The 24,698-nt window shown below is 66.7% G+C and carries 20 protein-coding genes; 13 read left to right on the top strand and 7 right to left on the bottom strand.

The genetic code is table 11. The features are described from left to right. The first annotated feature begins 63 nt into the window (after positions 1 to 63). The 3 genes from ACIPG5_RS19715 to ACIPG5_RS19705 all read left to right on the top strand — a co-directional run bounded on the left by ACIPG5_RS19715 (position 64) and on the right by ACIPG5_RS19705 (position 2,648). The gene (locus ACIPG5_RS19715) at positions 64 to 1,473 is read left to right on the top strand and encodes a cytosine permease (RefSeq protein ID WP_176514961.1); all 1,410 of its coding nucleotides are present in this window, start codon (positions 64 to 66) and stop codon (positions 1,471 to 1,473) included. Positions 1,474 to 1,561: 88 nt separating this feature from the next. Beyond that, positions 1,562 to 2,212 carry an isochorismatase family protein gene (locus tag ACIPG5_RS19710; protein WP_401377356.1) on the top strand — a complete coding sequence of 217 codons (651 nt, stop codon included), beginning with the start codon at positions 1,562 to 1,564 and terminating at the stop codon, positions 2,210 to 2,212. A 163-nt stretch (positions 2,213 to 2,375) separates the two neighbouring features. Further along, complete coding sequence (locus ACIPG5_RS19705; protein WP_286912416.1) at positions 2,376 to 2,648, top strand: stress-induced protein; 273 nt, start codon at positions 2,376 to 2,378, stop codon at positions 2,646 to 2,648. A gap of 31 nt (positions 2,649 to 2,679) precedes the next feature. On the opposite strand, the gene ACIPG5_RS19700 is transcribed toward ACIPG5_RS19705, so the two are convergent. Then, positions 2,680 to 3,552 (bottom strand): LysR family transcriptional regulator, encoded by an 873-nt coding sequence (locus ACIPG5_RS19700; protein WP_401377353.1) that lies wholly within the window; start codon positions 3,550 to 3,552, stop codon positions 2,680 to 2,682. A gap of 110 nt (positions 3,553 to 3,662) precedes the next feature. Between ACIPG5_RS19700 and ACIPG5_RS19695 the strand changes: the two genes are divergently transcribed. Beyond that, complete coding sequence (locus ACIPG5_RS19695) at positions 3,663 to 4,724, top strand: YeiH family protein (RefSeq protein ID WP_176514970.1); 1,062 nt, start codon at positions 3,663 to 3,665, stop codon at positions 4,722 to 4,724. Between the two features lie 50 nt (positions 4,725 to 4,774). Further along, on the top strand, positions 4,775 to 6,148 hold the full coding sequence (ppnN, locus tag ACIPG5_RS19690; RefSeq protein WP_176514972.1) for a nucleotide 5'-monophosphate nucleosidase PpnN: 1,374 nt from the start codon (positions 4,775 to 4,777) through the stop codon (positions 6,146 to 6,148). Positions 6,149 to 6,252: 104 nt separating this feature from the next. Here the strand turns inward: ppnN and ACIPG5_RS19685 are convergent, their stop codons facing one another. Both ACIPG5_RS19685 and pssA read right to left on the bottom strand, forming a co-directional pair. Further along, positions 6,253 to 7,419 (bottom strand): GGDEF domain-containing protein, encoded by a 1,167-nt coding sequence (locus ACIPG5_RS19685; RefSeq protein WP_176514974.1) that lies wholly within the window; start codon positions 7,417 to 7,419, stop codon positions 6,253 to 6,255. Positions 7,420 to 7,500: 81 nt separating this feature from the next. Further along, a complete protein-coding gene (pssA, locus tag ACIPG5_RS19680; RefSeq protein WP_401377425.1) occupies positions 7,501 to 8,814 on the bottom strand; it encodes a CDP-diacylglycerol--serine O-phosphatidyltransferase in 1,314 nt (437 codons plus the stop codon). Between the two features lie 172 nt (positions 8,815 to 8,986). Here pssA and ACIPG5_RS19675 point away from each other — a divergent pair, with 172 nt between their 5' ends. Next, on the top strand, positions 8,987 to 9,979 hold the full coding sequence (locus tag ACIPG5_RS19675; protein ID WP_236235681.1) for a GlxA family transcriptional regulator: 993 nt from the start codon (positions 8,987 to 8,989) through the stop codon (positions 9,977 to 9,979). An 82-nt stretch (positions 9,980 to 10,061) separates the two neighbouring features. On the opposite strand, the gene ACIPG5_RS19670 is transcribed toward ACIPG5_RS19675, so the two are convergent. The 3 genes from ACIPG5_RS19670 to katG form a co-directional block, all read right to left on the bottom strand. Further along, on the bottom strand, positions 10,062 to 11,396 hold the full coding sequence (locus tag ACIPG5_RS19670; RefSeq protein WP_236235680.1) for an MFS transporter: 1,335 nt from the start codon (positions 11,394 to 11,396) through the stop codon (positions 10,062 to 10,064). A gap of 111 nt (positions 11,397 to 11,507) precedes the next feature. Continuing rightward, positions 11,508 to 12,719 (bottom strand): M24 family metallopeptidase, encoded by a 1,212-nt coding sequence (locus tag ACIPG5_RS19665; RefSeq protein ID WP_176514980.1) that lies wholly within the window; start codon positions 12,717 to 12,719, stop codon positions 11,508 to 11,510. A gap of 239 nt (positions 12,720 to 12,958) precedes the next feature. Then, positions 12,959 to 15,205, bottom strand: coding sequence for a catalase/peroxidase HPI (gene katG, locus ACIPG5_RS19660; RefSeq protein ID WP_401377346.1), 2,247 nt, complete (start codon positions 15,203 to 15,205; stop codon positions 12,959 to 12,961). A gap of 332 nt (positions 15,206 to 15,537) precedes the next feature. Between katG and ACIPG5_RS19655 the strand changes: the two genes are divergently transcribed. Then, positions 15,538 to 15,855, top strand: coding sequence for a DUF2388 domain-containing protein (locus ACIPG5_RS19655; RefSeq protein ID WP_176514983.1), 318 nt, complete (start codon positions 15,538 to 15,540; stop codon positions 15,853 to 15,855). Positions 15,856 to 16,001: 146 nt separating this feature from the next. Further along, positions 16,002 to 17,234 (top strand): M20/M25/M40 family metallo-hydrolase, encoded by a 1,233-nt coding sequence (locus tag ACIPG5_RS19650; protein WP_176514985.1) that lies wholly within the window; start codon positions 16,002 to 16,004, stop codon positions 17,232 to 17,234. A 68-nt stretch (positions 17,235 to 17,302) separates the two neighbouring features. Here ACIPG5_RS19650 and glcC read toward each other — a convergent pair whose 3' ends face one another. Next, positions 17,303 to 18,067, bottom strand: coding sequence for a transcriptional regulator GlcC (glcC, locus tag ACIPG5_RS19645; protein ID WP_401377342.1), 765 nt, complete (start codon positions 18,065 to 18,067; stop codon positions 17,303 to 17,305). Positions 18,068 to 18,249: 182 nt separating this feature from the next. Between glcC and glcD the strand changes: the two genes are divergently transcribed. The 5 genes from glcD to ACIPG5_RS19620 are packed head-to-tail and all read left to right on the top strand — an operon-like array spanning position 18,250 to position 24,652. Further along, a complete protein-coding gene (gene glcD / locus ACIPG5_RS19640) occupies positions 18,250 to 19,749 on the top strand; it encodes a glycolate oxidase subunit GlcD (RefSeq protein ID WP_176514989.1) in 1,500 nt (499 codons plus the stop codon). After that, a complete protein-coding gene (gene glcE / locus ACIPG5_RS19635; protein ID WP_401377339.1) occupies positions 19,749 to 20,801 on the top strand; it encodes a glycolate oxidase subunit GlcE in 1,053 nt (350 codons plus the stop codon). Before glcD ends, glcE begins: the two co-directional genes overlap by 1 nt. A gap of 9 nt (positions 20,802 to 20,810) precedes the next feature. Continuing rightward, entirely contained in the window at positions 20,811 to 22,046 is a 1,236-nt protein-coding gene (glcF, locus tag ACIPG5_RS19630) for a glycolate oxidase subunit GlcF (RefSeq protein WP_401377336.1), read from the top strand. After that, a complete protein-coding gene (locus ACIPG5_RS19625) occupies positions 22,039 to 22,437 on the top strand; it encodes a heme-binding protein (protein ID WP_176514996.1) in 399 nt (132 codons plus the stop codon). The genes glcF and ACIPG5_RS19625 overlap by 8 nt, the downstream gene beginning before the upstream one ends. A 49-nt stretch (positions 22,438 to 22,486) precedes the next feature. Beyond that, positions 22,487 to 24,652 (top strand): malate synthase G, encoded by a 2,166-nt coding sequence (locus ACIPG5_RS19620; RefSeq protein WP_401377333.1) that lies wholly within the window; start codon positions 22,487 to 22,489, stop codon positions 24,650 to 24,652. Positions 24,653 to 24,698 lie beyond the last annotated feature (46 nt).

The raw sequence follows: 24,698 nt of genomic DNA, 5'->3' as shown, positions 1-24,698 counted from the left end.
GTCGCCCATCGCCGGCACGTACCCGGGCAGCCCTCGTTGCCCAACCTTGCCTTGGAGTCAGTCATGACCAGTGCAGCCAACTCGGCACCCCTCATAGAAAAACACACGATCGGCTACGTGCCCCCGCAAGACCGCCATGGAAAGGTAAGGGATCTGTTCACACTGTGGTTCGGCGGCAATATCGCGCCGCTACCCATCGTCACCGGCGCGCTGGGCGTGCAGCTGTTTCACCTGAACCTGGTGTGGGGCATCGTCGCCATCCTGGTCGGCCACCTGGTCGGCGGGGTGCTGATGGCCTTGCACTCGGCCCAGGGCCCGCAGATGGGCATCCCGCAGATGATCCAGAGCCGCGCCCAGTTCGGCTCGCTCGGCGCGCTGCTGGTGGTGGTGATCGCCGGGGTGATGTACATCGGCTTCTTCGCCTCCAACATCGTGCTGGCCGGCAAGTCGCTGCATGGCGTGGTCGATTCGGTGCCGGTACCGGTCGGTATCGTCGTCGGCGCGCTGGGCTCGGGGATCATCGGCATCATCGGCTACCGCTTCATCCACGTGCTCAACCGCATCGGCACCTGGGTGCTGGGCATCGGGATCGTGGTCGGCTTCGGCTACATCTTCAGCCACGTGCAAAGTGACGACTTCCTCACCCGCGGCGGCTTCAACCTGGCCGGCTGGCTGGCCACCGTGTCGCTGGCGGCGCTGTGGCAGATCGCCTTCGCCCCCTATGTGTCGGACTACTCGCGCTACCTGCCGGCCGACGTGAAGGTCTCCTCGACCTTCTGGACCACCTACCTGGGCTCGGCCCTGGGTTCGAGCCTGTCGTTCATCTTCGGCGCCGTGGCGGTGCTGGCGATCCCGGCCGGCATGGACACCATGGACGCGGTCAAGCTGGCCACTGGCACCCTCGGCCCGATCATGCTGGTGCTGTTCCTGCTCAGCGTGATCAGCCACAACGCCCTCAACCTGTATGGCGCGGTGCTGTCGATCATCACCCTGATCCAGACCTTCGCCTACCGCTGGATCCCCACCGCCAAGAGCCGTGCGGTGCTGTCGCTGGTGGTGCTGGCGGGCTGCTGCGTGGTGGCGGTGTGCGCCTCGGCGGACTTCATCGGCCACTTCGTCGACATGGTGCTGGTGCTGCTGGTGGTGCTGGTGCCGTGGACGGCGATCAACCTGATCGACTTCTACGTGATCCACAAGGGCGACTACGACATCCAGTCAATCTTCAAGGTCGACGGCGGTATCTACGGCCGCTACAACCCGCAGGCGCTGATCGCCTACGCGGTGGGCATCGTGGTGCAGATCCCGTTCATGAACACGCCGCTGTACGTAGGGCCGATTTCCGCGCACATCAACGGCGCCGACCTGTCCTGGTTGGTGGGCCTGGTGATTACCTCGCCGCTGTACTGGTGGCTGGCCAGCCGCGACAGTGCCTATCGTCGCCGGCAGATGAGTGCCAAGATGGCGGCAGCCTAAGCCGTTGGGCCGCCAGGTGCATGCCTCGAGCATCGGGCCGTGGTCGAGACCCTCGGCATGCACCTGACAACCCTGCGAGGTATGCCCCATGAAGATCGCCAGTTTCGATGTCGACGCGCAAAACGGTTTCACCGCCAACGCCCCACAGGAACTGCCGGTACCAGAAGGCAACGAAATCGCGCCCGACCTCAATGCCATGGCCCAGCGCGCCGACCTGCGCCTGGGCAGCAAGGACGCCCACCCGGCCAACGCCGCGTGGGTGGTCGCGCAAGCGGGGCAGATGCTGCAACCGTTGGGCCTGGCCAACGCCGACCTGACCTGGGTCAGCCACTGCGTGCCCGGCACGCCTGGCTTCGAGCTGCTGCAAGGTCTGCCCGCCCCCATCGACTATGACTTCTTCGTGTGGAAAGGCGTCGAGCCCGACCTGCACCCCTATGGCGCCTGCTACCACGACCTCGCCGAGCGCCGTTCGACGGGCGTGATCGAGTTTCTCAAGGTGCAGCAGGTGGGCGCGGTGATCGTCGGCGGCCTGGCCCTGGACTACTGCGTCAAGACCACCGCCCGCCAATTGCGCCAGGCCGGTTTCCAGGTGCTGCTGTACCTGCCGGCCTGCCGCGCCCTGACCCAGGAAGGCGCCATCGCCGCGTGCGGCGCCCTGGCCGCCGAGGGCGTGATCCTGTGCGGCGACGAGATGGCGCTCGATCACCAGGTCGCCCAGTTCAGGCAAGCCCACCCCTGAGCCCCGCCTGTTAGCCAAGCGGCATTTACGACGCAACACGTCCAGCTGCCAATACTTTCGTGCACCCCGTCCGGTAATACGAAAGTACTGGGAGCAACCCGAAGGCCACCAGCGTCGGAAGTGAACACAGCCTTTCTGTGTGAATTTCACGAGGTGCAAGATCATGGCTAACGACCAAGGCAAAGGCGGACAACAAGGCACCAGCAATCCTCAGCAGACCCCGGAGCACGTCACCAACGACCCAGGCCAGAAAGGTGGCCAGATGCCGGACGATCAATGGAAAAACGATCAGCAGCGCTCCGGTGGCGGCGCGCAACGTGGCGCAACGGGAGGCCATGGCGCCGGCAGCAAGTCGGAGGGTGAACGTGAGCAAGGCATGGACACGCCGCAGCTCGATGAGGACGACGACAGCGGCAAAAGCGACGAAAACCGTTGATTGCAGCTGGCCAGGGCAAGGGACTGCCCTGCTACACCCGGCACAGTTCGACGAACCGCGCCGCGGCCCGCGAAGGGGTCGCGGCATGCGGCAAGAGGATCGAGAAGTGCCTGACCAACGGCTCGGGCGCAATGTGCAACATCCGCAGCGCACCATCCTCGTGCCTGATCGACATCGCCGACACGAAGCCGATGCCCATTCCCGCCCTTACCGCTTCTTTCACCCCTTCCACCCCGGCGATCTCCAGCGCCACGCGCATCGCCACGCCGTGGCGGGCGAACGCCCGCTCGATGATCTGCCTCACCCCCGAACCGCTCTCGCGCAGCACCAGCGGGTAGCTGCCGAGTGCCTCAAGGGTCTGTTGCTCGTTCACCAGCAGCGGATGGCCGCTGGGCACGATGGCGACGATCTCATCCTCGCGCCAGGGCGTCACCCCCGTACCTAAAGGCAGCTCCTGCCCGGGCGGGCCTTCGATCAGGGCGATATCGACGCTGCCCAGGTTGGCGACGATCTCCGCCGTGTTGCCGTGGGTGGTGCTGACCAGGATGTCCGGGTAGCGGGCATGGAAGTCGGCGATCAGGTACGGCAGCAGGTAACTGGCCGGGGTGGTGCTGGCACCGATGCGCAAGGTGCCGCGCTCCAGGCCGCGCATGGCCTCGCGCAGGGCCTGGGCTTGGCGGAAGGTGTCGCGCAGGCGTTCGGCATGGGCCAGCAACTGCTCACCGGCCGCCGTCAGGCGCACGCCGCGGCCGGCGCGCTGGTACAGCGGCTCGCCGAAGGCTTCCTGCAGCAACTTGAGCTGGCCCGACACAGCCGGCTGCGACAGATGCAGGGCCTGGGCCGCATGGCTGATGTTGCCGTGCTCGGCAACGGTGGCGAAGGTTATCAGCTGTTCCGGGGTCATGATTTAAAAGTATCAGCTAAACGGATATTTCACATCCTAAATTACGATTTTTTATAAGCTTATAACCGGATTAACGTAGGCCATATCGAAACATGTCCCGGAGGACTCACATGGCCACGGTTCCGTCCAACCCCGCGTTTGCGCCCACCCTCTCCACCCGAGGGCAGCTCAACGGCATCCTGTTCGTCGCGTTGTTCGCCATCGCCGTCACCCAGCTGGCGTCGTTGCCGGCCATCGCCAACCTGGGCATCAGCCCGCTGATCGTCGGCATCGTCGCCGGCGCCTTCTACGGCAACGTGCTGCGTGATGGCGTGCCGGCCAGCTGGGCGGCGGGCATCAACTTCTCGGCGCGCAAACTGCTGCGCATCGCCGTGGCCTTCTTCGGCCTGCGGGTGAGCCTGCAGGAAATCGCCGAAGTGGGCTGGTCGGGCCTGACGGTGTCGCTTCTGGTGGTCGCCAGCACCCTTCTGATCGGCCTGTGGGTCGGCATGAAACTGTTCAAGCTGGACCGCGACACCGCCCTGCTGACCGCTGCCGGCAGCGCCATCTGCGGCGCCGCCGCGGTGCTGGCCTTCGAGTCGGCGCTGCGCAGCGCGCCGCACAAGAGCGCCATGGCGGTGGGCAGCGTGGTGCTGTTCGGCACCCTGTCGATGTTCATCTTCCCGCTGGCGATCAACGCCGGCTGGCTGCCGCTGGACACCGTCAGCGCCGGCCTGTTCCTCGGCGGCACCGTGCACGAGGTGGCCCAGGTGGTGGGCGCGGCCAGCAACATCAGCCCCGAAGCCACGCACATCGCCACCATCGTCAAGATGACCCGGGTAATGCTGCTGGTGCCGGTGCTGCTGGTGGTGGGTGTGTGGATCAGCCGTGCGCGCCAGCCAGGCCAAGGCCAGGGCAAAGGCCGCATCGCCCTGCCCTGGTTCGCCTTCGGCTTCCTCGGCCTGGTGCTGGTGAACTCGCTGCAGATCCTGCCGGGCAACGTCACCGGGGTGATCAACAGCCTCGACACCTTCGCCCTGACCATGGCCATGACCGCCCTGGGCATGGAGACGCGCTACAGCCAGATCCGCCAGGCAGGGCCGCGTGCACTGGCTACCGGGGCGATCCTCAACCTCTGGCTGCTGGGCGGTGGGCTGGCGATTACGCTGGGTGTGCAAAAGCTCTTCGCATGACTTATGGTGGTGACAGAGAAGGATGTTTTACCTGCACAGGAAAGACTTAGATGCCCCAACGCCATGTCATCAATGCATCCGTCAGCCCCAAAGGCAGCCTGGAGACGCTGTCGCAACGTGAAGTCCAGCAACTGAGCGAAGTCGGTACCGGTAGCCTCTACACCCTGTTCCGCCAGTGCGCCCTCGCCATCCTCAACACTGGCGCGCATGTCGACAATGCCAAGACCATCCTCGAAGCCTACAAGGACTTCGAGGTGCGCATCCACCAACAAGACCGCGGCGTGCGCCTGGAGCTGCTGAATGCTCCGGCGGACGCCTTCGTCGATGGCGAAATGATCGCCAGCACCCGCGAAATGCTGTTCAGCGCCCTGCGCGACATCGTCTACACCGAAAGCGAGCTGGCCAGCCAGCGCATCGACCTGGAAAGCTCCCAGGGCATCACCGACTACGTCTTCCACCTGCTGCGCAACGCCCGCACCCTGCGCCCGGGCGTGGAGCCGAAGATGGTGGTGTGCTGGGGCGGCCACTCGATCAGCACCGAGGAATACCAGTACACCAAGAAGGTCGGCCACGAACTGGGCCTGCGCAAGCTGGACATCTGCACCGGCTGCGGCCCGGGCGTGATGAAGGGCCCGATGAAGGGCGCAACCATCGCCCACGCCAAGCAGCGCATGCACGGCAGCCGCTACCTGGGCCTGACCGAACCGGGCATCATCGCCGCCGAGGCGCCCAACCCGATCGTCAACGAACTGGTGATCCTGCCGGACATCGAAAAGCGCCTGGAAGCCTTCGTGCGTGTCGGCCACGGCATCATCATCTTCCCGGGCGGCGCCGGCACCGCCGAGGAATTCCTCTACCTGCTGGGCATCCTCATGCACCCGGACAACCGCGACCTGCCCTTCCCGGTGGTGCTCACCGGGCCGCGCAGCGCCGAGCCGTTCCTGCTGCAGCTGCATGCCTTCGTCGGCGCCACCCTGGGCGAGGCTGCCCAGCGCCACTACCAGATCATCATCGACGACCCGGCCGAAGTGGCCCGGCAGATGGTCGAGGGGCTCAAGGAGGTCAAGCAGTTCCGCCGCGAGCGCAACGACGCCTTCCACTTCAACTGGCTGCTGAAGATCGACGAGGGCTTCCAGCACCCGTTCGACCCGACCCACGCCAACATGGCCGAACTGGCATTGCGCCGCGAACTGCCGCCGCATGAACTGGCGGCCAACCTGCGCCGGGCGTTTTCCGGGATTGTCGCGGGCAACGTCAAGGACAAGGGCATCCGCCTGATCGAGGAACACGGGCCGTACCAGATCCGCGGTGACAGTGCGGTGCTGGAGCCGCTGGGGCGCCTGTTGCAGGCGTTTGTCGACCAGCACCGGATGAAGTTGCCTGGTGGGGCGGCATATGTGCCTTGCTATCAGGTCGTGACCTGAGTCTTGAGGGCTGCCTTGCAGCCCTATCGCCGGCAAGCCGGCTCCCACATTGAAAGCTGCGCTGTACCTGTGGGAGCCGGCTTGCCGGCGATGAGGCCAGCCCGCTAGCGGCCCGAACTCACCATCGTGCGGTCCACCAGCCGAATGCTGTCCCGCCCCCCGCGCTTGGACTGATACAGCGCCACATCCCCCTGCTCGATCAACGCCGCCAGGCTCGCCGGCGGCTGGTCGAACACATTGGCACCGATACTCAAGGTAACCGCTTGCGGCGTCGGCACGGCCTGCTCGGCAAAGGCCTGGAACGCCTGGCGCAACTGCCCGCCCAGCGCCACCACCTGCTCGGTGCTGGCATCGCTGAGCAAGATGACGAACTCATCCCCGCCCAGCCGCGCCGCCAGCGAGCGCTCCGGCAGCACCGCGCGGATCATCTCGGCCAGCGCCACCAGCAGCCGGTCGCCGGCGGCATGGCCATGCAGGTCGTTGACCAGCTTGAAGTTGTCGATATCGATCAGCAGCAGCGCCCCAGGCCGGGCCGCGCTGACTTCCTTGCACAGGTGCGTGGCCCGTACTTCCAGGGCGCGGCGGTTGTACAGCGCGGTCAAGGGGTCGCGTGCAGCCAGGCGGGCGATACGTTCCTCGCGCCGGTAACGCACGGTACCGGTCATCGACAAGGCGATCAGCATGATCGCCATCGCCCCTTCGACCAGGGAAATCTGGATGATCAGGCCGCCGAAGGTCGCCAGGTCGATCAGGGTGCCGGGGGTGATCGCGATGACCGCCTTGGCCACATAGAACAGGCCATGGATCAGCAGCACATAGCGCAACTGCACCGCGCCCACGCTCAACGACTTGCCGTGCGGGCGCAGCAGGAAGCTGGCCTGGAGCGTCAGCAGCGCCACCAGGAGCGAGTTGACCATCAGCATGACCTTGGACCACTGCGGCCCCGCCGGCAGCAGCAGCAAGGCGAACCACACCGGCACGATCAGCAGCCAGGCCCGTGACAAGCGCGCCTGGGTAAAGCGCAACACGCCCATCAGGAAAAACCCGTGCGCCACCACCAGCAAGCCGTTGGCGAACCAGATGCCGATCAGCAACAGGCCGATGCCGCGCAGCAGGGCCAGGGTCGAACCGACGGTGATGGTGGCGAACCCCGCGCTCCAGAACAGCAGCGAGGGTTCGCGGACACTGCGCCATTCGATCGCCAGGTACAGGGCAGCGGCGGCTGCCAGGGCGATGGTGATGGTCAGCATCGTGGGTGGGTCGAGCGCCATGAAGGGTTTGGCCTATCTGGTTAACGTGGAAAACGCCAGATTGTATTCCTTTGCCATGACTTTTCAGAGAGGTGCAACGCTTCAAAGTACCCGTTTGATCAATGGCTCCAGGCGGCTGTAGCGCAAGCGTCGAAGGAACTTGCGCACTTCCTTGGGATGCTCGGCCTTCACCCCCAGGTCGTGGGCCGAGGCGATCTGCGGTGCATGCCGGCGGATGCCCTCAAGCTCCTCGGCGCGCGGCGCCAGCCACTGGCCCTGTGGGTCGTCGATCAGCAGGCCGTTTTCCAGGTCCAGGTTGAAGCCACGGGGGTTGAGGTTGTTGCCGGTGAGCAGCGAATAACGCTGGTCGACCCATATCCCCTTGGCATGGAAGGTGTGGCCCGGGTCGTTCCAGATGCGCACCACCAGCTGCCCGCTGGTGATGGCCGCGTGGCGGCGACGGGCGAAGGCGCGCAAGTTGTCCTCATAGAGGTACGGCAAGGCGCCGCTGGCACTGAACGGCTCGCCCGGGGCGATATAGAAGTCGTTGGCGGTACGGTCGCCGACGATCAGTTCGACCTGCACGCCGCGATCCAGGGCGTGGTCCAGCTCGCGCATCACCACCCGCGGCGGGTTGAAGTACGGCGTGCTGATGACCATCTGCGTACGCGCCGCCGCCAGCAGCGCACAGACGGCCCGGTTGAGCGGGTTGCCGCGGCCCACGCCCAGCAGTGGCACCACCCGCAGGCCCTGCCCTGGCACGGGCGCCGGGGCGTCATAGGCCATGCGCCGCAGGCGTGCGCGCAGGCGGCGGATGTCGCCACGCAGGTTGCGCGTGGAAGGTGGCTCGGGCAGGTCCAGGCGCGGCGTGGCGGTGTCGTGCAGCAGGCGCTGCACCAGGCCGACCATGGCGTCGGCCAGCGGCGCGCTGTCGAACAGGTGGTAGCGGTCCAGGCGGTAGCGGTCGAAGCGGTGCAGGTAGACGTTGTTGAGGCTCGCGCCGGTGTAGATCACGCAGTCGTCGATGACGCTGCCTTTAAGGTGCAGCACGCCAAACAGCTCGCGGGTTTGCACCGGCACCCCGTGGATCGCCACGTCCAGCCCGCGCAATTGGCGCTGGGCCTGGTACCAGGCGGCGTTGCCCGGCTGGCGCCCGGCGCCCAAGAGGCCACGGCGGGCGCGGAACCAGTCGACCACCACGACGATTTGCAGCTCTGGCCGGGCGGCCTTGGCCTGGTACAGGGCATCGAGCACTTCCTGCCCGGCCTCGTCTTCCTGCAGGTACAGCGCGACGATGACGATGCGCCGGGTCGCGGCGGCAATCCGCTCGAGCAGGCACGTGCGGTAGGCCGCGGCGTCGGGCAGCACCTGGATCGCGTCCGGGGCGATGGCGAAGCCTGGCAGCGCCGCCAGCATGGAATCGGGGTTCACGTAGGTCACCTTCTGTCTGCAATCAGGTCCATTCCTGGCCGCTGCCTGCGGGGTGTAAGATCGACCCGGCAACGACCCATAACAACAAGAAACATGCGAGGCCTGTTTTCCCACTGCCCCTGACGAATTCAGCCTCAGCTTGCACAGGAAGATCGCAATGGTCCACCCCGCTTCTGCCATCCTAACGCCTTCGCGCACCAAGACCTTCGGTTTTCTGGTTTTGCCCAACTTCACCACCATCGGCCTGGCCTCGGCGGTCGAGACCCTGCGCATGGCCAACCTGGCCGCCCGGCGCACCTTGTACCGCACCGTGCTGCTGTCCACCAGCCAGGCGCCGGTGATGGCCAGCAATGGCATGCGCATCTTGCCCGACCACGGCATCGCCGACGCCCCGGCGCTGGATGCCTTGTTCGTGGTGGGCGCCAACCCGATCGACCGCAGCCGCGGCACCCGGCCGCTGACCGACTGGCTGCGCCAGCTGGCCCGCCAGCAGGTGCCGCTGGGTGGTATCTGCACCGGCAGCTACCTGCTGGCCAAGGCCGACCTGCTCAAGGGATACCGCTGCACCATCCACTGGGAGGACATCCAGGCGTTGCAGGAGCACTTTCCCGGCATCGTCATCTCCAGCCAGCTGTTCGAACTGGACCGCGACCGCTACACCTGCTCCGGCGGCGTGGCGGCCATGGACATGATGCTGCAGCTGGTCGCCCGCGAGGCCGGCGGCCAGGACATTGCCGCCAAGGCCGCCGAGCTGCTGCTGTGCGACCGCGTGCGTGGCGAGCGCGAGCGCCAGCGGGTGCCGCTGCGCACCTTGCTGGGCAGCGCCCAGCCGAAGTTGAGCCAGGTGGTGGCGATCATGGAGGCCAACCTGGAGGAGCCTTTGGGGCTCGAAGAGCTGGCCAGCCTCAACGAAGTGACCGTGCGCCAGCTGGAGCGCCTGTTCCACAAGTACCTGCAGCGCACGCCCAGCCAGTATTACCTGGAGCTGCGCCTGTCGCGGGCGCGGGAGCTGTTGCTGCGCAGCGATGTGCAGGTGCGCGAGGTGGCGCTGGCGTGCGGGTTCAGCTCGCCGGCGCACTTTTCCAAGAGTTACAGCCGGTTCTTTGGCTTGTCGCCTCTGGGGGAGCGACGCCAGGCGTCCTTGCATTGATTGCGCTGGCCCCCACACCGATCGGGTCAACCCTGAAGATCGATGTGGGAGCCGGCTTGCCGGCGATGGGGCCAGTACTGGCTCAGTCCTTCAATGCCCCATGCGCCGTCTCCCGGCACATCAACATCGCCACCAGCGCCACCAGGGCCGCCGCCAGCAGGTACCCCGCCGGCGCCAGCTTGCTGCCGGTGGCCTGGATCAGCCAGGTGGCGATGAACGGCGCCGTGCCGCCAAACAAGGCATTGGCCAGGTTGAAGCTCAAGGCGAAGCCGCTGAAACGCACCCGGGTCGGGAAGATCTCCGCCAGCAGGCACGGCAAGGTGCCGTCGTTCATCGCCAGCATCGCGCCGAACAGGATCTGGATGGCCAGGATCACCAGCAGCGGCTGCCCATCGAGCAACTTGAACAGCGGCACGGTCAGCCCCAGGAACAGCAGCGAGGCGATCACCAGCATGGTCTTGCGCCCGAACTGGTCCGACAGCCGCCCCATCAGGAAAATCAGGCCGATATAGGTAGCCAGCGACACCGTCGAGGCAATGAACGAGTCACGCTCGCTCATGCCCATTTCGGTCGACAGGTAGGTGGGCATGTAGCTGAGCAGCAGGTAGAAGGCCACGGCATTCAGGCAGGTGACGCCAATGCCGATGCCCAGGCTGCGCCGGTGCCGTGTCAGCAGTTCGCGGATCGGTGCCGGGGTCATGCACGCCTTGCTTTCCAGGCGCTGCTCCATCTCCAGGAACTTCGGCGTGTCCTGCAGGCTCATGCGGATGTAGCGCCCGACCAGGCCGAACGGCGCGGCCAACAGGAACGGCAGGCGCCAGCCCCAGCTGTGCAGGTCTTCGCTGCTGAGCAGTTCATGCAGCACGGCGACGAACGCCGCGCCGAACAACAGCCCCGCCGCCGTGCTCGCCGGCACGATGCTGGTGTACAGGCCACGCCGCCCGGGCGGCGCGTATTCGGCGAGAAACGCCGAGGCGCCAGCATACTCGCCCGAGGCGGAAAAGCCCTGCACCAGGCGGATCAGCAACAACAGGCACGGGGCCCACAGGCCGATCTGCGCATGGCCAGGCAACAGGCCGATGCAGAAGGTCGAGATCGACATGATCAGGATCGACAGCGACAGCGCGTTGCGCCGGCCATGGCGGTCGCCGAAGTGGCCCCAGACCACGCCGCCCAGGGGGCGGACCAGAAATGACAGGGCGAACACCGCGAACGTCGCCAGAAGGCCGGTGGTCTTGTCGGTTTGCGGGAAGAAGGTGGCGGCGATGATGGTGGCGAGGTAGCCGTAGGCGGCGTAGTCGAACCATTCGACGAAGTTGCCCATGAAGCTGGCCCGGGCGGCCTTGCGCAAGGCCTGGCGTTCGGCGCTCGGGGTGGCGCCTTCGAGGGTGGGAGCGTTAAGGGTGGTGCTGGACATGACGGGTACCCTCTGATTGTTCTAATTGGAGGCAGGGTCTGGTGGTCATTCGGTGGTTTCTTGTTATGTCTGTGCCGGCCTCGCACAACGAGACCGGCACCGCACCGCGGCTTATTTGCGGATGATGTTGTGCTCCGGGCCATACGGGAACTGGGTGATGTTCTCGGCACCCGTCTCGTTGACGATGAGGATGTCGTGCTCGCGGTAGCCGCCCGCCCCCGGCCGCCCTTCGGGCAGCATGATCATCGGCTCGATCGACACCACCATGCCCGGCTCCAGCACCGTGTCGATGTCCTCGCGCAGCTCCAGCCCCGCCTCGCGGCCGTAGTAGTGGCTGAGGGTGCCGAACGAGTGGCCGTAGCCGAAGGTGCGGTACTGCAGCAGGTCGTGGCGCAGGAAGATCTCGTTCAGCTCGCGGGCGATGTCGCTGCAGCGCATGCCCGGGCGCACCAGCTTGAGCCCCGCCTCGTGCACCTCGACGTTGGCCTGCCACAGGCGCAGGTGGTCGTCCGGGCAGTGGTCGAGGAACAGCGTGCGCTCAAGGGCTGTGTAGTAGCCGGCGATCATCGGGAAGCAGTTGAGGCTGAGGATGTCGCCCTTGTTGACCTTGCGGCTGGTGACCGGGTTGTGCGCGCCGTCGGTGTTGAGGCCGGACTGGAACCAGGTCCAGGTGTCCATCAGTTCGCCGTCGGGGAAGCTGCGGGCGATTTCACGGACCATCGCCTGGGTGGCATGCAGCGCCACCTCGTACTCCGGCACCTGGTCACGCAGCGCCTCAACCACGGCCGCACCGCCGATATCGGCAACGCGGGCGCCGTGGCGGATCAACGCCTGCTCCTCGGCAGACTTGATCATGCGCATGCGCATGCACGGCGCGCCGATGTCCAGCAGCTCGGCCCGTGGGTAGCAGGCCGCGAGCTTGCTGTGGTTCTGCAGGTTCAGGTGGTCGAATTCGACGCCGATGCGCGAGGCCAGCGGCAGTGCCTGCTGGATGGCGACGAAGTAGTTGTCGCGCTGCCAGTCGGTGTAGACGATGTTGTCGGTACCGACCGTGCGCCGCCAGGGCTGGCCACCGTCGATGTTGGCGCTGATCGAGACCACCTTGTCCTGGGTCACCACCAGGGCGTAGGGGCGGCCGAACGAGCAGTAGAGGAAGTCGCTGTAGTAGTTGACGTTGTGGTAGGAGGTGAAGATCGCCGCTTCGATGTCCTGCTCGGCCATGTAGGCACGCAGGCGGGCATGGCGGGCGGCGTATTCCTGTGCGGAAAAGGTCGGCTTGACCTTGTCGCCGTTGCGGATCTTCAGGGTCTGGGGCATTTGCATGGTCGGTGTTCCTTGTCGTTGTGAGCACGCTGTTCAGGCCGGCCGCCTGGGAAGCATTGCAACAGAACCAACGAGGACGCTTTTGTATCTATCCGACCTGGAATTGGCGCGATGGCACCGAAGGCGGGGCAGCTGCGCTGCCCAATCGCCGGCAAGCCGGCTCCCACAGGGACCGCACCATGGTCAATGTGGGAGCCGGCTTGCCGGCGAAAGGGCTGCAAGGCAGCCCTGATGCACAGTTACTTCAGATCGAACCGATCCAGCTCCATGACTTTCACCCAAGCCGCCACGAAGTCCCTGACGAACTTGGCCTGGCCATCGCTGCTGCCATACACCTCGCTCAACGCCCGCAACTGCGCATGCGAGCCAAACACCAGGTCGACCCGGCTGCCCGTCCACTTCACCTGCCCGGTCTTGCGGTCACGGCCTTCGAAGGTTTCGTTGTCGGCCGAGGTCGGCTTCCACTCCACGCCCATGTCCAGCAGGTTGCGGAAGAAGTCGTTGCTCAGGGTGCCTGGCCTGTCGGTGAACACGCCGTGCTTGCTACCGCCATGGTTGGCGCCCAGCACGCGCAGGCCACCGATCAGCGCGGTCAGCTCGGGTGCGGTCAGGGTCAGCAACTGCGCCTTGTCCAGCAGCAGCTTCTCGGCCTTGACGCTGTAGCGGGCCTTGCTGAAGTTGCGGAAACCATCGGCCAGCGGCTCCAGCACGGCGAACGACTCGACATCGGTCTGCGCCTGGGAGGCATCCACACGGCCCGGGCGGAAGCCCACGCTGCCAGTGAAGCCGGCCTCCTTGGCGGCCTTTTCCACGGCGGCGGTACCAGCCAGCACGATCAAATCGGCCAGGGACACCTTGTTGCCACCCTCGGCGCGGATTTTCTCCAGTGCCGCCAGCACCTTGTCCGTGCCCTGGTTGGCCGCCCAGCCTTTCTGCGGCTCCAGGCGCAAGCGCCCGCCATTGGCACCGCCGCGCTTGTCGGAGCCGCGGAAGGTCGAGGCTGCGGCCCAGGCAGTGGACACCAGCTCGCCCACGGAAAGGCCCAAAGCCAGGACCTTGGCCTTGAGTGCGGCAATGTCCTGCTCGCCCAGCGCTGGCTGGTCGGCCTTGGGCAGCGGGTCTTGCCAGAGCAGTTCCTCGTTGGGCATTTCCGGCCCCAGGTAGCGCGCCAGCGGGCCCATGTCGCGGTGGATCAGCTTGTACCAGGCACGGGCGAAAGCGTCGGCCAACTGCTCGGGGTTGTCCTTGAAGCGCCGGGCGATCGGCTCGTAGATCGGGTCGAAGCGCAGCGCCAGGTCGGAGGTGAGCATGGACGGCGCATGCTTCTTGGCCGGGTCATGGGCATCCGGCACGGTGCCTGCGCCCTTGCCCTCCTTCGGCCGCCACTGGTTGGCGCCGGCCGGGCTCTTGGTCAGTTCCCACTCGAAGTTGAACAGGTTGTTGAGGTACTCGTTGCTCCATTTCGTCGGGGTCGAGGTCCAGGTCACTTCCAGGCCGCTGGTGATGGTGTCGCCACCCTTGCCGGTGCCGAACTTGTTGGCCCAGCCCAGGCCCTGCTGCTCCAGGCCCGCCGCTTCCGGCTCGGCGCCGACGTTATCGGCGGGGCCGGCGCCGTGGGTCTTGCCGAAGGCGTGGCCACCGGCGATCAGCGCCACGGTCTCTTCGTCGTTCATGGCCATGCGGCCGAAGGTTTCGCGGATGTCCTTGCCCGAGGCCACCGGGTCGGGGTTGCCTTCCGGGCCTTCGGGGTTCACGTAGATCAGCCCCATCTGCACGGCGGCCAGTGGGTTTTCCAGGTTGCGCTCGGCCTGCAGGTCACGGCTCTGTTCTTCGCCGTGCTTGGCAGGTTCGGCCACCAGGTCACCCTGGCCGGGGGCTTCGGTCGGGCCCTGGTCCTTGCCATAGCGGGTGTCGCCGCCCAGCCAGACCTTTTCCGAACCCCAGTACACGTCTTCGTCCGGTTCCCACACGTCGGCGCGCCCGCCGGAGAAGCCGAAGGTCTTGAAGCCCATGGATTCCAGGGCGACGTTGCCGGTGAGCACGATCAGGTCGGCCCAGGAGATCTTGTTGCCGTACTTCTGCTTGATCGGCCACAGCAGGCGCCGGGCCTTGTCCAGGCTGACGTTGTCGGGCCAGCTGTTGAGCGGGGCGAAGCGCTGCTGGCCGGAGCCGGCGCCGCCGCGGCCGTCGCCGATGCGATAGGTGCCGGCGCTGTGCCAGGCCATGCGGATGAACAGCGGGCCGTAGTGCCCGAAGTCGGCCGGCCACCAGTCCTGGGAGTCGGTCATCAGGGCGGTGAGGTCGCGCTTCAGGGCCTGGAAGTCGAGGCTCTTGAAGGCCTTGGCGTAGTCGAAGTCCGGGTCGGGACTGGACTTGGCAGAATGCTGGTGGAGGATTCTCAGGTTGAGCTGGTCAGGCCACCAGTCACGGTTGGTGGTGCCGCCACCTGCGGTTTGATGGAACGGGCATTTCGATTCGTTCGACATCTGCGGTTACCTTTGGGTCGGTTATCCAGATTTCCGGTCTATGCCAGGTGTTCTTTCCAGCCGAGCACATGGGCTCATGCCTACCCCTTATCAGGTCTGGTCGGTCACGTTCCGACACGGGGGCGCACGCACTTGCTGCGGGGCCAGGGGAAAGACTAGTCGAGCTTGGGCAGACTTCTAATAGAGTGGCTATTGGGGGGCGATAGGCTGGCTCTACGGCTGCCACGATCCATTGCCGGGAGCAGATGCCTAGGGAACTACCACCACTGTCCCGCTTTCTTACATTCTGAGTGGTACTTTCCTTTGGGCTTCACGCTACTGGAGAACACGACATGCGCCGCATAATCCTTGCCCCTGCCCTGCTGCTGTTGTTGCCTGCCGGTGTTGCCCTGGCCGGCGTCGATGCAGGCGACGTCGCCACCTCAGCGGGTGTTTCCGCCTCGCTGTACTCGACCTTCAAGGATCACAAACTGATCATCCCGGCCCGAGACGACCTTTCCGCGTTCGTCGCCAGCAACGGTGCCATCCGTGGCGCCTACGTGGAATCGGCGCTGGAACAAGTGCGCAAGCAGCACCCTGGCCTGCAGGCCAGCGACGAAGAATTGGCCAAGGCCATCCTGTCCCAGGAAGACCCGGTGGCCAATCACTAGGGCCCACTCGCGGGCGAGCCTATGCCTGCTGCATGCGCAGGCGCCGGGCTCGCCCGCGAAGGGCCGCCATCTTCTACACGGTATTGCCCCACACGGCTGTAGCCAGGAACCCGGCTCGGCCGTTCACGTAAAACAAGGAAGACTACATGCCATTGCTCCGCCCTCCCCACGCCATCGCCATGGCGCTGTTGCTCGCCTGTAGCCAGGCAAATGCCGCCGACGCCTCCCCCGAAGCCTTGCTCAAACAGGCCCAAGGTGAGCAGCCGGCTTACCTGGACACCCTCAAGGCGCTGGTCTCGGTGGACACCGGCACCGGTACCGAGCCAGGCCTGACCCAGGTCAGCGCCGAGCTGGTCAAGCGCCTCAAGGCCCTGGGCGCCGAGGTGCAGACCCACCCTGCCACGCCTTCGGTGGGCGACAACATCGTCGGCACCTTCAAGGGCACGGGCAGCAAGGACTTCCTGCTGATGGTGCACTACGACACGGTGTTCGTCCCCGGCACCGTGGCCAAGCGCCCCTTCCGGGTCGACGGCCCGCGCGCCTATGGCCCGGGGGTTGCCGACGCCAAGGGCGGGGTGGCGATGATCCTGCACGCGGTGAAGCTATTGCAGGACCAACAATTCAAGGGTTACCGCACCCTGACCGTGCTGTTCAACCCGGACGAGGAAATGGGCTCGGCGGGCTCCCGGCAGATCATTGCCGAGTTGGCCCGCAAGCATGACTACGTGTTCTCCTACGAGCCACCTGACAAGGACGCGGTCACCGTCGCCACCAATGGCATCAACCGCCTCAAGCTCGAGGTCAAGGGCCGCGCCTCCCATGCCGGCTCCGCGCCCGAGGAAGGCCGCAACGCCCTGACCGAACTGGCCCACCAGATTCTCCAGCTCAAGGACCTGGGCGATGCGAGCAAAGGCACCACGGTGAACTGGACCCTGGCCAAGGCGGGTGAAAAGGCCAATATCATCCCGGCATTGGCCACGGCCGAAGCCGACATGCGCTATTCGGATCTAAGCGAAACCGAGCGGGTGCAGGCCGATGCCCAGCGCATCGTGAAGACGCCGCTGGTGGCCGATACCCAGGCCACGGTCACCGTGGAAAAGGGCCGCCCGCCCCTGGCGCGCAACGAGGCCTCGACCAAGCTCGCGCAAACGGCGCAGCAGCTGTATGGCGAGGTTGGCCACAAGATCGAGCCGATCGCCATGCGCTTCGGCACCGATGCCGGCTATGCCTATGTGCCGGGCAGCGACAAGCCAGCGGTGCTGGAAACCATGGGCGTGGTAGGGGCTGGGTTGCATGGTGATGATGAGTACATCGAACTGGCCAGCATTGCGCCGCGGCTGTATCTGACGGTGGCGATGATTCAGCACCTGGCCAAGTGATGCAGTGCCTGGGCGGGCCCTATCGCCGGCAAGCCGGCTCCCACAAATGTAGCCCGCGATAGGGCCCTTCAGCCCCACCCGTCCATGCGCATCGTTGCCCGCACCAGGCGCTGCTCTTCCTGCTCGATCTCGCGCAGGCTGTCGCGAATGCCGTTGATGTGCTCGCGCGCCGCGCGCTGCGCCTGCTCGGGCAACTGCTCCATCACCGCGTGATACAAGCGGGCATGCTGGCGGTCGATCTGGCGCTTCTGCGGTGGCCGGCAATACAGGTTGTTCACCGACGCGAACACCGTGCTCAAGGTCAGGTCGCTGAGCGACTGCAAGGTGTGCACCAGCACCGGGTTGTGCGAGGCCTCGCTGATCGCCCGGTGGAACGCATGGTCGCGCCGGGCATGCTCGCGTGGGTCCAGCGCCTCGCCTGCGGCATGGGCCGCGAGCATGTCTTCGTAGCGCCGACGGATCAGCAGCCGGTCCACGTCGGTGGCGCGCAATGCCGCCAGGCGCGCCGATTCGGCTTCGAGCAAGGCGCGCACTTCGAGCAGGTCGAACAGCGTGCGCGGTTGCGAGCTGAACAGGTGCATCAGCGGCGTGGCGCCCGGCTGCCCGGTCAGGTCGGCGACGAACGAGCCGCGCCCTTGCTCGGTGTCGATGATGCCGCGCCCGCGCAGGATGCGCAGGCCCTCGCGCAACGCCGAGCGCGAGCAGCCGAGTTTGTCCACCAGGCGCCGCTCCGATGGCAATGCCTGGCCCACCTTCAGCACGCCCTCGACGATCAGCCGTTCGACCCGTTCGGCCACCTGGTCCGCGACCTTGGCTTTGCCTTCCGCACCCATCAGCACTCTCCAACTGGTAGGACCACTGCTGCAATGCCACCCAATGTAGCCGTTCAATGCCGCGAATGAATAGCGTCATATCGAGAAACTGGTAGGACCAGTTGCCAACCCCCTCGACCTGGCAGCCCACCCCGGCGCAGGCTGCGAGCAGAGGCAAACAACAACAAGAATCGAGTGAGCCCATGAACATTCTGTACGACGAACGCGTCGACGGTGCGTTGCCGGCCGTGGACCTGCCGAGTTTGCTGCAGGCGCTGCGTGATGCCCTGCCAGATCTTGAAATTCTGCACCGCGCAGAAGACCTCAAGCCCTACGAGTGCGATGGCCTCTCCGCCTACCGCACAGTGCCAATGCTGGTGGTGCTGCCCGAGCGCCTGGAGCAGGTGCAGACGCTGCTCAAGCTCTGCCACCAGCGCGGCGTGCCGGTGGTGGCCCGTGGCGCCGGCACCGGGCTGTCCGGTGGTGCACTGCCACTGGCCAAAGGCATCCTGCTGGTGATGGCGCGCTTCAACCGCATTCTCGAGGTCAACCCCCAAGGCCGTTTCGCCCGGGTGCAGCCGGGCGTGCGCAACCTGGCGATTTCCCAGGCCGCCGCGCCCTTTGGCCTGTACTACGCACCCGACCCCTCCTCGCAGATCGCCTGCTCGATCGGCGGCAACGTCGCTGAAAATGCGGGCGGCGTGCACTGCCTGAAGTACGGCCTGACCGTGCACAACCTGCTCAAGGTCGAGATCCTCAGCGTCGAAGGCGAACGCCTGACCCTGGGCAGCGACGCCCTCGACAGCCCGGGCTTCGACCTGCTGGCACTGTTCACCGGCTCCGAGGGCATGCTCGGCATCGTCACCGAAGTGACCGTGAAACTGCTGCCCAAGCCCCAGGTGGCGCGGGTGCTGCTGGCCAGCTTCGACAGTGTCGAGGACGCCGGCCGGGCGGTGGCCGAGATCATCGCCGCCGGCATCATCCCCGGCGGCCTGGAAATGATGGACAACCTGGCGATTCGCGCCGCCGAAGACTTCATCCACGCCGGCTACCCGGTGGACGCCGCGGCCATCCTGCTGTGCGAGCTCGATGGCGTGGAGGCCGACGTGCAGGACGATTGCGAGCGAGTGGCGGCGGTGCTGCAGCAGGCCGGCGCGCGCGAGGTACGCCTGGCCTGCGATGAAGCCGAACGCGTGCGCTTCTGGGCCGGGCGCAAGAACGCCTTCCCGGCGGTGGGGCGGATTTCGCCGGACTACTACTGCATGGATGGCACCATCCCGCGCCGCGAGCTGCCACGGGTGCTCAAGGGCATCAGCGCGCTTTCCGAGGAATACGGCCTGCGCGTGGCCAACGTGTTCCACGCCGGCGACGGCAACATGCACCCGCTGATCCTGTTCGATGCCAACCTGCCCGGCGAGCTGGAGCGCGCCGAAGCCATCGGTGGGCGCATCCTCGAACTGTGCGTGGCGGTGGGCGGCAGCATCACCGGCGAGCACGGCGTGGGGCGCGAGAAGATCAACCAGATGTGCGCCCAGTTCAACAGCGACGAAATCACCCTGTTCCATGCCGTGAAGGCCGCCTTCGATCCGCAAGGGCTGCTCAACCCGGGCAAGAACATCCCCACCCTGCACCGCTGCGCCGAATTCGGCGCCCTGCACGTGCACCACGGGCAGCTGCCCTTCCCCGAACTGGAGCGCTTCTGATGAGCCTGGACCGCGACATCAGCCAGGACCTGCTGGAGCAGGTCAACCAGGCCCTGAACCTGGGCACGCCACTGCGCATCCAGGGCAGCAACAGCAAGGCCATGCTCGGCTGCCCGGTGGCCGGCGAAGTGGTCGATACCCGCCGCCACCGCGGCATCGTCAGCTACGACCCCACCGAACTGGTGCTCACCGCCCGCGCCGGCACGCCGTTGCTGGAGATCGAGGCAGCCCTGCACGAGGCCGGGCAGATGCTGCCTTGCGAGCCACCGCACCTGGGCCCCGAGGCGACCCTTGGCGGCATGGTGGCGGCAGGCTTGTCCGGGCCACGCCGGCCCTGGGCCGGCGCGGTGCGCGATTACGTGCTGGGCACGCGGGTCATCACCGGCCACGGCAAGCTGCTGCGCTTTGGCGGCGAGGTGATGAAGAACGTCGCCGGCTACGACGTGTCGCGCTTGATGGCCGGCAGTTTCGGCTGCCTCGGGCTGCTGACCGAGGTGTCGCTCAAGGTGCTGCCACGCCCCCGCCAATGCCTGAGCCTGCGCCTGGAAATGGACCGCCACCACGCCCTGGCCGAACTCGCCGAATGGGGCCAGCAGCCGTTGCCGATCAGCGCCGCCTGCCACGACGGCCAAGCCCTCTACCTGCGCCTGGAAGGCGGCGAAGGCTCGGTGCAGTCGGCCCGCCAGCGCCTGGGTGGCGAGGTGCTCGACAGCCGCTTCTGGAGTGACCTGCGTGAACAGCGCCTGGCCTTTTTTGCTGACCCGGCGCCACTGTGGCGGCTGTCGCTGCCCATCGCCACGGCCGAGCTGGACCTGCCCGGCCAGCAACTGATCGACTGGGGCGGCGCGCAGCGCTGGCTGAAGGCGAACGCGCCGGCGCAGCACATCCGCGAGCAGGTGGCCAAGGCCGGCGGCCACGCCACCGGCTACGCCCCAGGCGAGGCCAGCAGCGCCCCCCTGCCCGCCGCGCTGATGCGCTACCACCGCGCGCTCAAGCAGCAACTGGACCCCCAGGGCCTATTCAACCCTGGCCGCTTTTACCCCGACCTGTGAGGCCCCGCCATGCAAACCAACCTGAGCGATAGCGCCAAGGGCCTGGCCCGAGCCGAGGAGGCCGAAAGCATCCTGCGCAGCTGCGTGCACTGCGGCTTCTGCACCGCCACCTGCCCCACCTACCAGCTGCTCGGCGATGAGCTGGACGGGCCGCGCGGGCGCATCTACCTGATCAAGCAGGTGCTCGAAGGCGCGCCGGTCAGCGCCAGCACGCAACTGCACCTGGACCGCTGCCTGACTTGCCGCAACTGCGAAACCACCTGCCCGTCGGGGGTGAAATACCATGACCTGCTGGACATCGGCCGCGCCGTGGTCGAGCAGCAGGTGACCCGCCCGCTCGGCCAGCGCCTGCTGCGCCAGGGCCTGCGCGCCGTGGTCCCGCGCCCGGCGTTGTTCAAGGCCCTGGCCCGCACCGGGCAAGCCCTGCGCCCGGTGCTACCGGCTACCCTGAAGAACAAGCTGCCGGCCCAGGTGGCTGCCCCCGGCGAACGCCCGACGCCGCGCCACCCACGCCGGGTGCTGCTGCTCGAAGGCTGCGTGCAACCTGCCCTGTCGCCCAACACCAATGCCGCAGCGGCGCGCCTGCTGGACCGGCTGGGCATCAGCGTGGAGCCTGCGCGCGAAGCGGGCTGCTGCGGCGCGGTGGACTACCACCTCAATGCCCAGGCGCAGGGCCTGCAACGTGCAAGGCGCAACATCGACGCCTGGTGGCCGGCGATCGAGGCCGGGGCCGAGGCCATCGTGCAGACCGCCAGCGGTTGCGGCGCCTTCGTGCGCGACTATGGCCACCTGCTGGAAAACGACCCGCACTACGCCGCCAAGGCCGCTCGTGTCAGCGCGCTGTCACGCGACCTGGTGGAAGTGCTGCGCGACGAGCCGGTCGAGCAACTGGGCCTGTGCGCCGAGCAGCGCCTGGCCTTCCACTGCCCGTGCACCCTGCAACATGCCCTCAAGCTCGGCGGCCAGGTGGAGAGCCTGCTGACGCGCCTGGGCTTCACCCTCACCGCAGTGCCGGACGGGCACCTGTGCTGCGGCTCCGCCGGCACCTATTCGCTGACCCAGCCGGCGCTGTCGCGGCAGTTGCGCGACAACCGCCTGAACGCGCTGGAAAGCGGCAAACCGCAAGTGATCGCCACCGCCAACATCGGCTGCCAGACCCACCTGGGCGGTGCCGGGCGCACGCCGGTGCGGCACTGGGTTGAAATCGTCGAAGCAGCCTTGAACCAGGAGAACCGCCATGCATAACAAGCCCGTGATCGGCCAGGACGAGGTGGCCCGGGTAATCGCCGCCGCCCGCCAGGAGGCCGAGGCGCAAACGTGGAGCGTGACCATCGCCGTGGTCGACGACGGTGGCCACCCGCTGGGCCTGCTGCGCCTGGACGGCTGCGCCCCGGCCAGCGCCTACATCGCCGTGGAAAAGGCCCGCAGCGCCGCGCTCGGGCGCAAGGAAACCCGCGATTACGAACAGATGGTCAACAACGGGCGCACCGCGTTCGTCACCGCCCCGCTGCTCACCAGCCTGGAAGGCGGCGTGCCCCTGCGCATCGATGGCCAGGTGGTGGGCGCCATCGGCGTGTCCGGGGTCAAGCCCGAGCAGGATGCCCAGGTGGCCAAGGCGGGCGCCGGGGCTTTGTGATCGGCAGTGCCGGCCTTTTTTTAAAATGAACATGAACAGCGAGACACCCATGAACCCACTCAAGGTCGCCCCCATTCTGCAGCGCTTCATCGAAGACGAAGTGCTGCCCGGCACAAGTATCGACGCCACAGCCTTCTGGCAAGGCTTCGCCAGCCTGGTCCACGACCTCGCCCCGCGCAACCGTGAACTGCTGGCCGAACGCGAACGCCTGCAAACCGAGCTGGACAGCTGGCATCGCCAGCACCCCGGGCCAATCGCCGACATGCCCGCCTACCAAGCCTTCCTGCGCAGCATCGGCTACCTGGTCGACAGCCCCGAAGGCGTGCAAATCAGCACCGCCAACGTCGACCGCGAAATCGCCGAGCAGGCCGGCCCGCAGCTGGTGGTACCGCTGAGCAACGCCCGCTATGCCCTCAATGCCGCCAACGCCCGCTGGGGTTCGTTGTATGACGCGCTGTACGGCACCGACGCGATCGCCGACAGCGACGGCGCCGAGCGCGGGCAAGGCTACAACCCGCGCCGCGGTGCCAAGGTGATCGCCTTCGGGCGGCAGTTCCTCGACCAGGCCGCGCCGCTGGCGGGCGCTTCCCATGCCGATGTCGCGGCCTATGCGATCGAGCAAGGCGCACTGCGCGTCACGCTCAAGGATGGCCGCCAGGTCGGCCTGCAAAGCGCTGCGCAATTGCGCGGTTACCAGGGTGAGCCGAAGCAGCCCACCGCCATCCTCCTGCAACACCACCGGCTGCACTTCGAAATCCAGATCGACGCCAGCAGCGCGATCGGCCAAAGCGACCTGGCCGGGGTCAAGGACATCCTCCTGGAGGCCGCGCTGACCACCATCATCGACTGCGAAGACTCGGTGGCGGCCGTGGATGCCGAGGACAAGGTCAACGTCTACCGCAACTGGTTTGGCCTGATGAAGGGTGACCTCAGCGAGCAGGTCAGCAAAGGCGGCAAGACCTTCACCCGGGCACTGGCCGAGGACCGCCAGTACCAGGGTAGCGATGGCCAGCCACTGACCCTGCCGGGGCGCTCGCTGCTGTTCATCCGCAACGTCGGCCACCTGATGACCAACCCGGCGATCCACGACCGTGACGGCCACGAAATCCCCGAAGGCATTCTCGACGCGGTGGTCACCAGCCTGATCGGCCTGCACGACCTCAAGCGCCGCGGCAATTCGCGCCAGGGCAGCCTGTACATCGTCAAGCCGAAGATGCACGGCCCGGCCGAAGTGGCCTTCGCCGACCAGCTGTTCGGCCGCGTCGAAGACTTGCTGGGCCTGCCCCGCCATACCCTGAAGATGGGCATCATGGACGAAGAGCGGCGCACCAGTATCAACCTGCAGGCGTGCATCGCCAGTGCCTCGGCGCGGGTGGTGTTCATCAACACGGGCTTTCTCGACCGTACCGGCGACGAGATGCACAGCGCCATGCAGGCTGGCGCCATGCTGCGCAAGGGCGACATGAAGCACAGCGCCTGGATCCAGGCCTACGAACGCAACAACGTGCTGGTGGGCCTGGCCTGCGGCCTGCGCGGCAAGGCGCAGATCGGCAAAGGCATGTGGGCCATGCCCGACCTGATGGCCGCCATGCTCGAGCAGAAAATCGCCCAGCCCAAGGCCGGCGCCAACACCGCCTGGGTGCCCTCGCCCACGGCCGCGACCCTGCATGCGCTGCACTACCACCAGGTGGATGTGGCGGCGGTGCAGCAGGCCCTGGAGCAAGCCGACCCGGCCGCCGAGCGCGAGGCGTTGCTGCATGGCCTGCTGAGCATCCCGGTCAGCCCGGACCGGCCGTGGAGCGCAGCGGACATCCAGGCCGAGCTGGACAACAACTGCCAGGGCATCCTGGGTTATGTGGTGCGCTGGGTGGAGCAAGGGGTGGGCTGCTCCAAGGTGCCCGATATCCATGACGTGGGCCTGATGGAAGACCGCGCCACCCTGCGCATCTCCGCCCAGCACATCGCCAACTGGTTGCTGCATGGGGTGGTGACGGCAGATCAGGTAGAGGCGACGCTGCAGCGGATGGCCAAGGTGGTCGACCAGCAGAATGCCGGCGATGCGGCCTACCGGCCGATGGCCGGGGACTTTGCCGGGTCGTATGCGTACCGGGCGGCGCAGGCGCTGGTGTTCGAAGGGCGGCAGCAGCCGAGCGGGTATACCGAGCCGCTGCTGCATGGGTGGCGGTTGCGGTTCAAGCAGCAGGTTTTGGGGTGAAGCACTGAGGGGCCGCTGCGCGGCCCCATCGCCGGCAAGCCGGCTC

Origin of the sequence: Pseudomonas sp. NPDC087029 (genome assembly GCF_044745345.1) — a bacterium.
Lineage (GTDB): Bacteria > Pseudomonadota > Gammaproteobacteria > Pseudomonadales > Pseudomonadaceae > Aquipseudomonas > Aquipseudomonas faucium.
This window is presented reverse-complemented; position numbering and strand designations above follow the sequence as displayed.

Coding starts and splice junctions, on each gene's coding strand:
- ACIPG5_RS19715 (WP_176514961.1), top strand. CDS start 64: ATGACCAGTGCAGCCAACTCGGCACCCCTCATAGAAAAACACACGATC.
- ACIPG5_RS19710 (WP_401377356.1), top strand. CDS start 1,562: ATGAAGATCGCCAGTTTCGATGTCGACGCGCAAAACGGTTTCACCGCC.
- ACIPG5_RS19705 (WP_286912416.1), top strand. CDS start 2,376: ATGGCTAACGACCAAGGCAAAGGCGGACAACAAGGCACCAGCAATCCT.
- ACIPG5_RS19700 (WP_401377353.1), bottom strand. CDS start 3,552: ATGACCCCGGAACAGCTGATAACCTTCGCCACCGTTGCCGAGCACGGC.
- ACIPG5_RS19695 (WP_176514970.1), top strand. CDS start 3,663: ATGGCCACGGTTCCGTCCAACCCCGCGTTTGCGCCCACCCTCTCCACC.
- ppnN (WP_176514972.1), top strand. CDS start 4,775: ATGCCCCAACGCCATGTCATCAATGCATCCGTCAGCCCCAAAGGCAGC.
- ACIPG5_RS19685 (WP_176514974.1), bottom strand. CDS start 7,419: ATGGCGCTCGACCCACCCACGATGCTGACCATCACCATCGCCCTGGCA.
- pssA (WP_401377425.1), bottom strand. CDS start 8,814: ATGCTGGCGGCGCTGCCAGGCTTCGCCATCGCCCCGGACGCGATCCAG.
- ACIPG5_RS19675 (WP_236235681.1), top strand. CDS start 8,987: ATGGTCCACCCCGCTTCTGCCATCCTAACGCCTTCGCGCACCAAGACC.
- ACIPG5_RS19670 (WP_236235680.1), bottom strand. CDS start 11,396: ATGTCCAGCACCACCCTTAACGCTCCCACCCTCGAAGGCGCCACCCCG.
- ACIPG5_RS19665 (WP_176514980.1), bottom strand. CDS start 12,719: ATGCAAATGCCCCAGACCCTGAAGATCCGCAACGGCGACAAGGTCAAG.
- katG (WP_401377346.1), bottom strand. CDS start 15,205: ATGTCGAACGAATCGAAATGCCCGTTCCATCAAACCGCAGGTGGCGGC.
- ACIPG5_RS19655 (WP_176514983.1), top strand. CDS start 15,538: ATGCGCCGCATAATCCTTGCCCCTGCCCTGCTGCTGTTGTTGCCTGCC.
- ACIPG5_RS19650 (WP_176514985.1), top strand. CDS start 16,002: ATGCCATTGCTCCGCCCTCCCCACGCCATCGCCATGGCGCTGTTGCTC.
- glcC (WP_401377342.1), bottom strand. CDS start 18,067: ATGGGTGCGGAAGGCAAAGCCAAGGTCGCGGACCAGGTGGCCGAACGG.
- glcD (WP_176514989.1), top strand. CDS start 18,250: ATGAACATTCTGTACGACGAACGCGTCGACGGTGCGTTGCCGGCCGTG.
- glcE (WP_401377339.1), top strand. CDS start 19,749: ATGAGCCTGGACCGCGACATCAGCCAGGACCTGCTGGAGCAGGTCAAC.
- glcF (WP_401377336.1), top strand. CDS start 20,811: ATGCAAACCAACCTGAGCGATAGCGCCAAGGGCCTGGCCCGAGCCGAG.
- ACIPG5_RS19625 (WP_176514996.1), top strand. CDS start 22,039: ATGCATAACAAGCCCGTGATCGGCCAGGACGAGGTGGCCCGGGTAATC.
- ACIPG5_RS19620 (WP_401377333.1), top strand. CDS start 22,487: ATGAACCCACTCAAGGTCGCCCCCATTCTGCAGCGCTTCATCGAAGAC.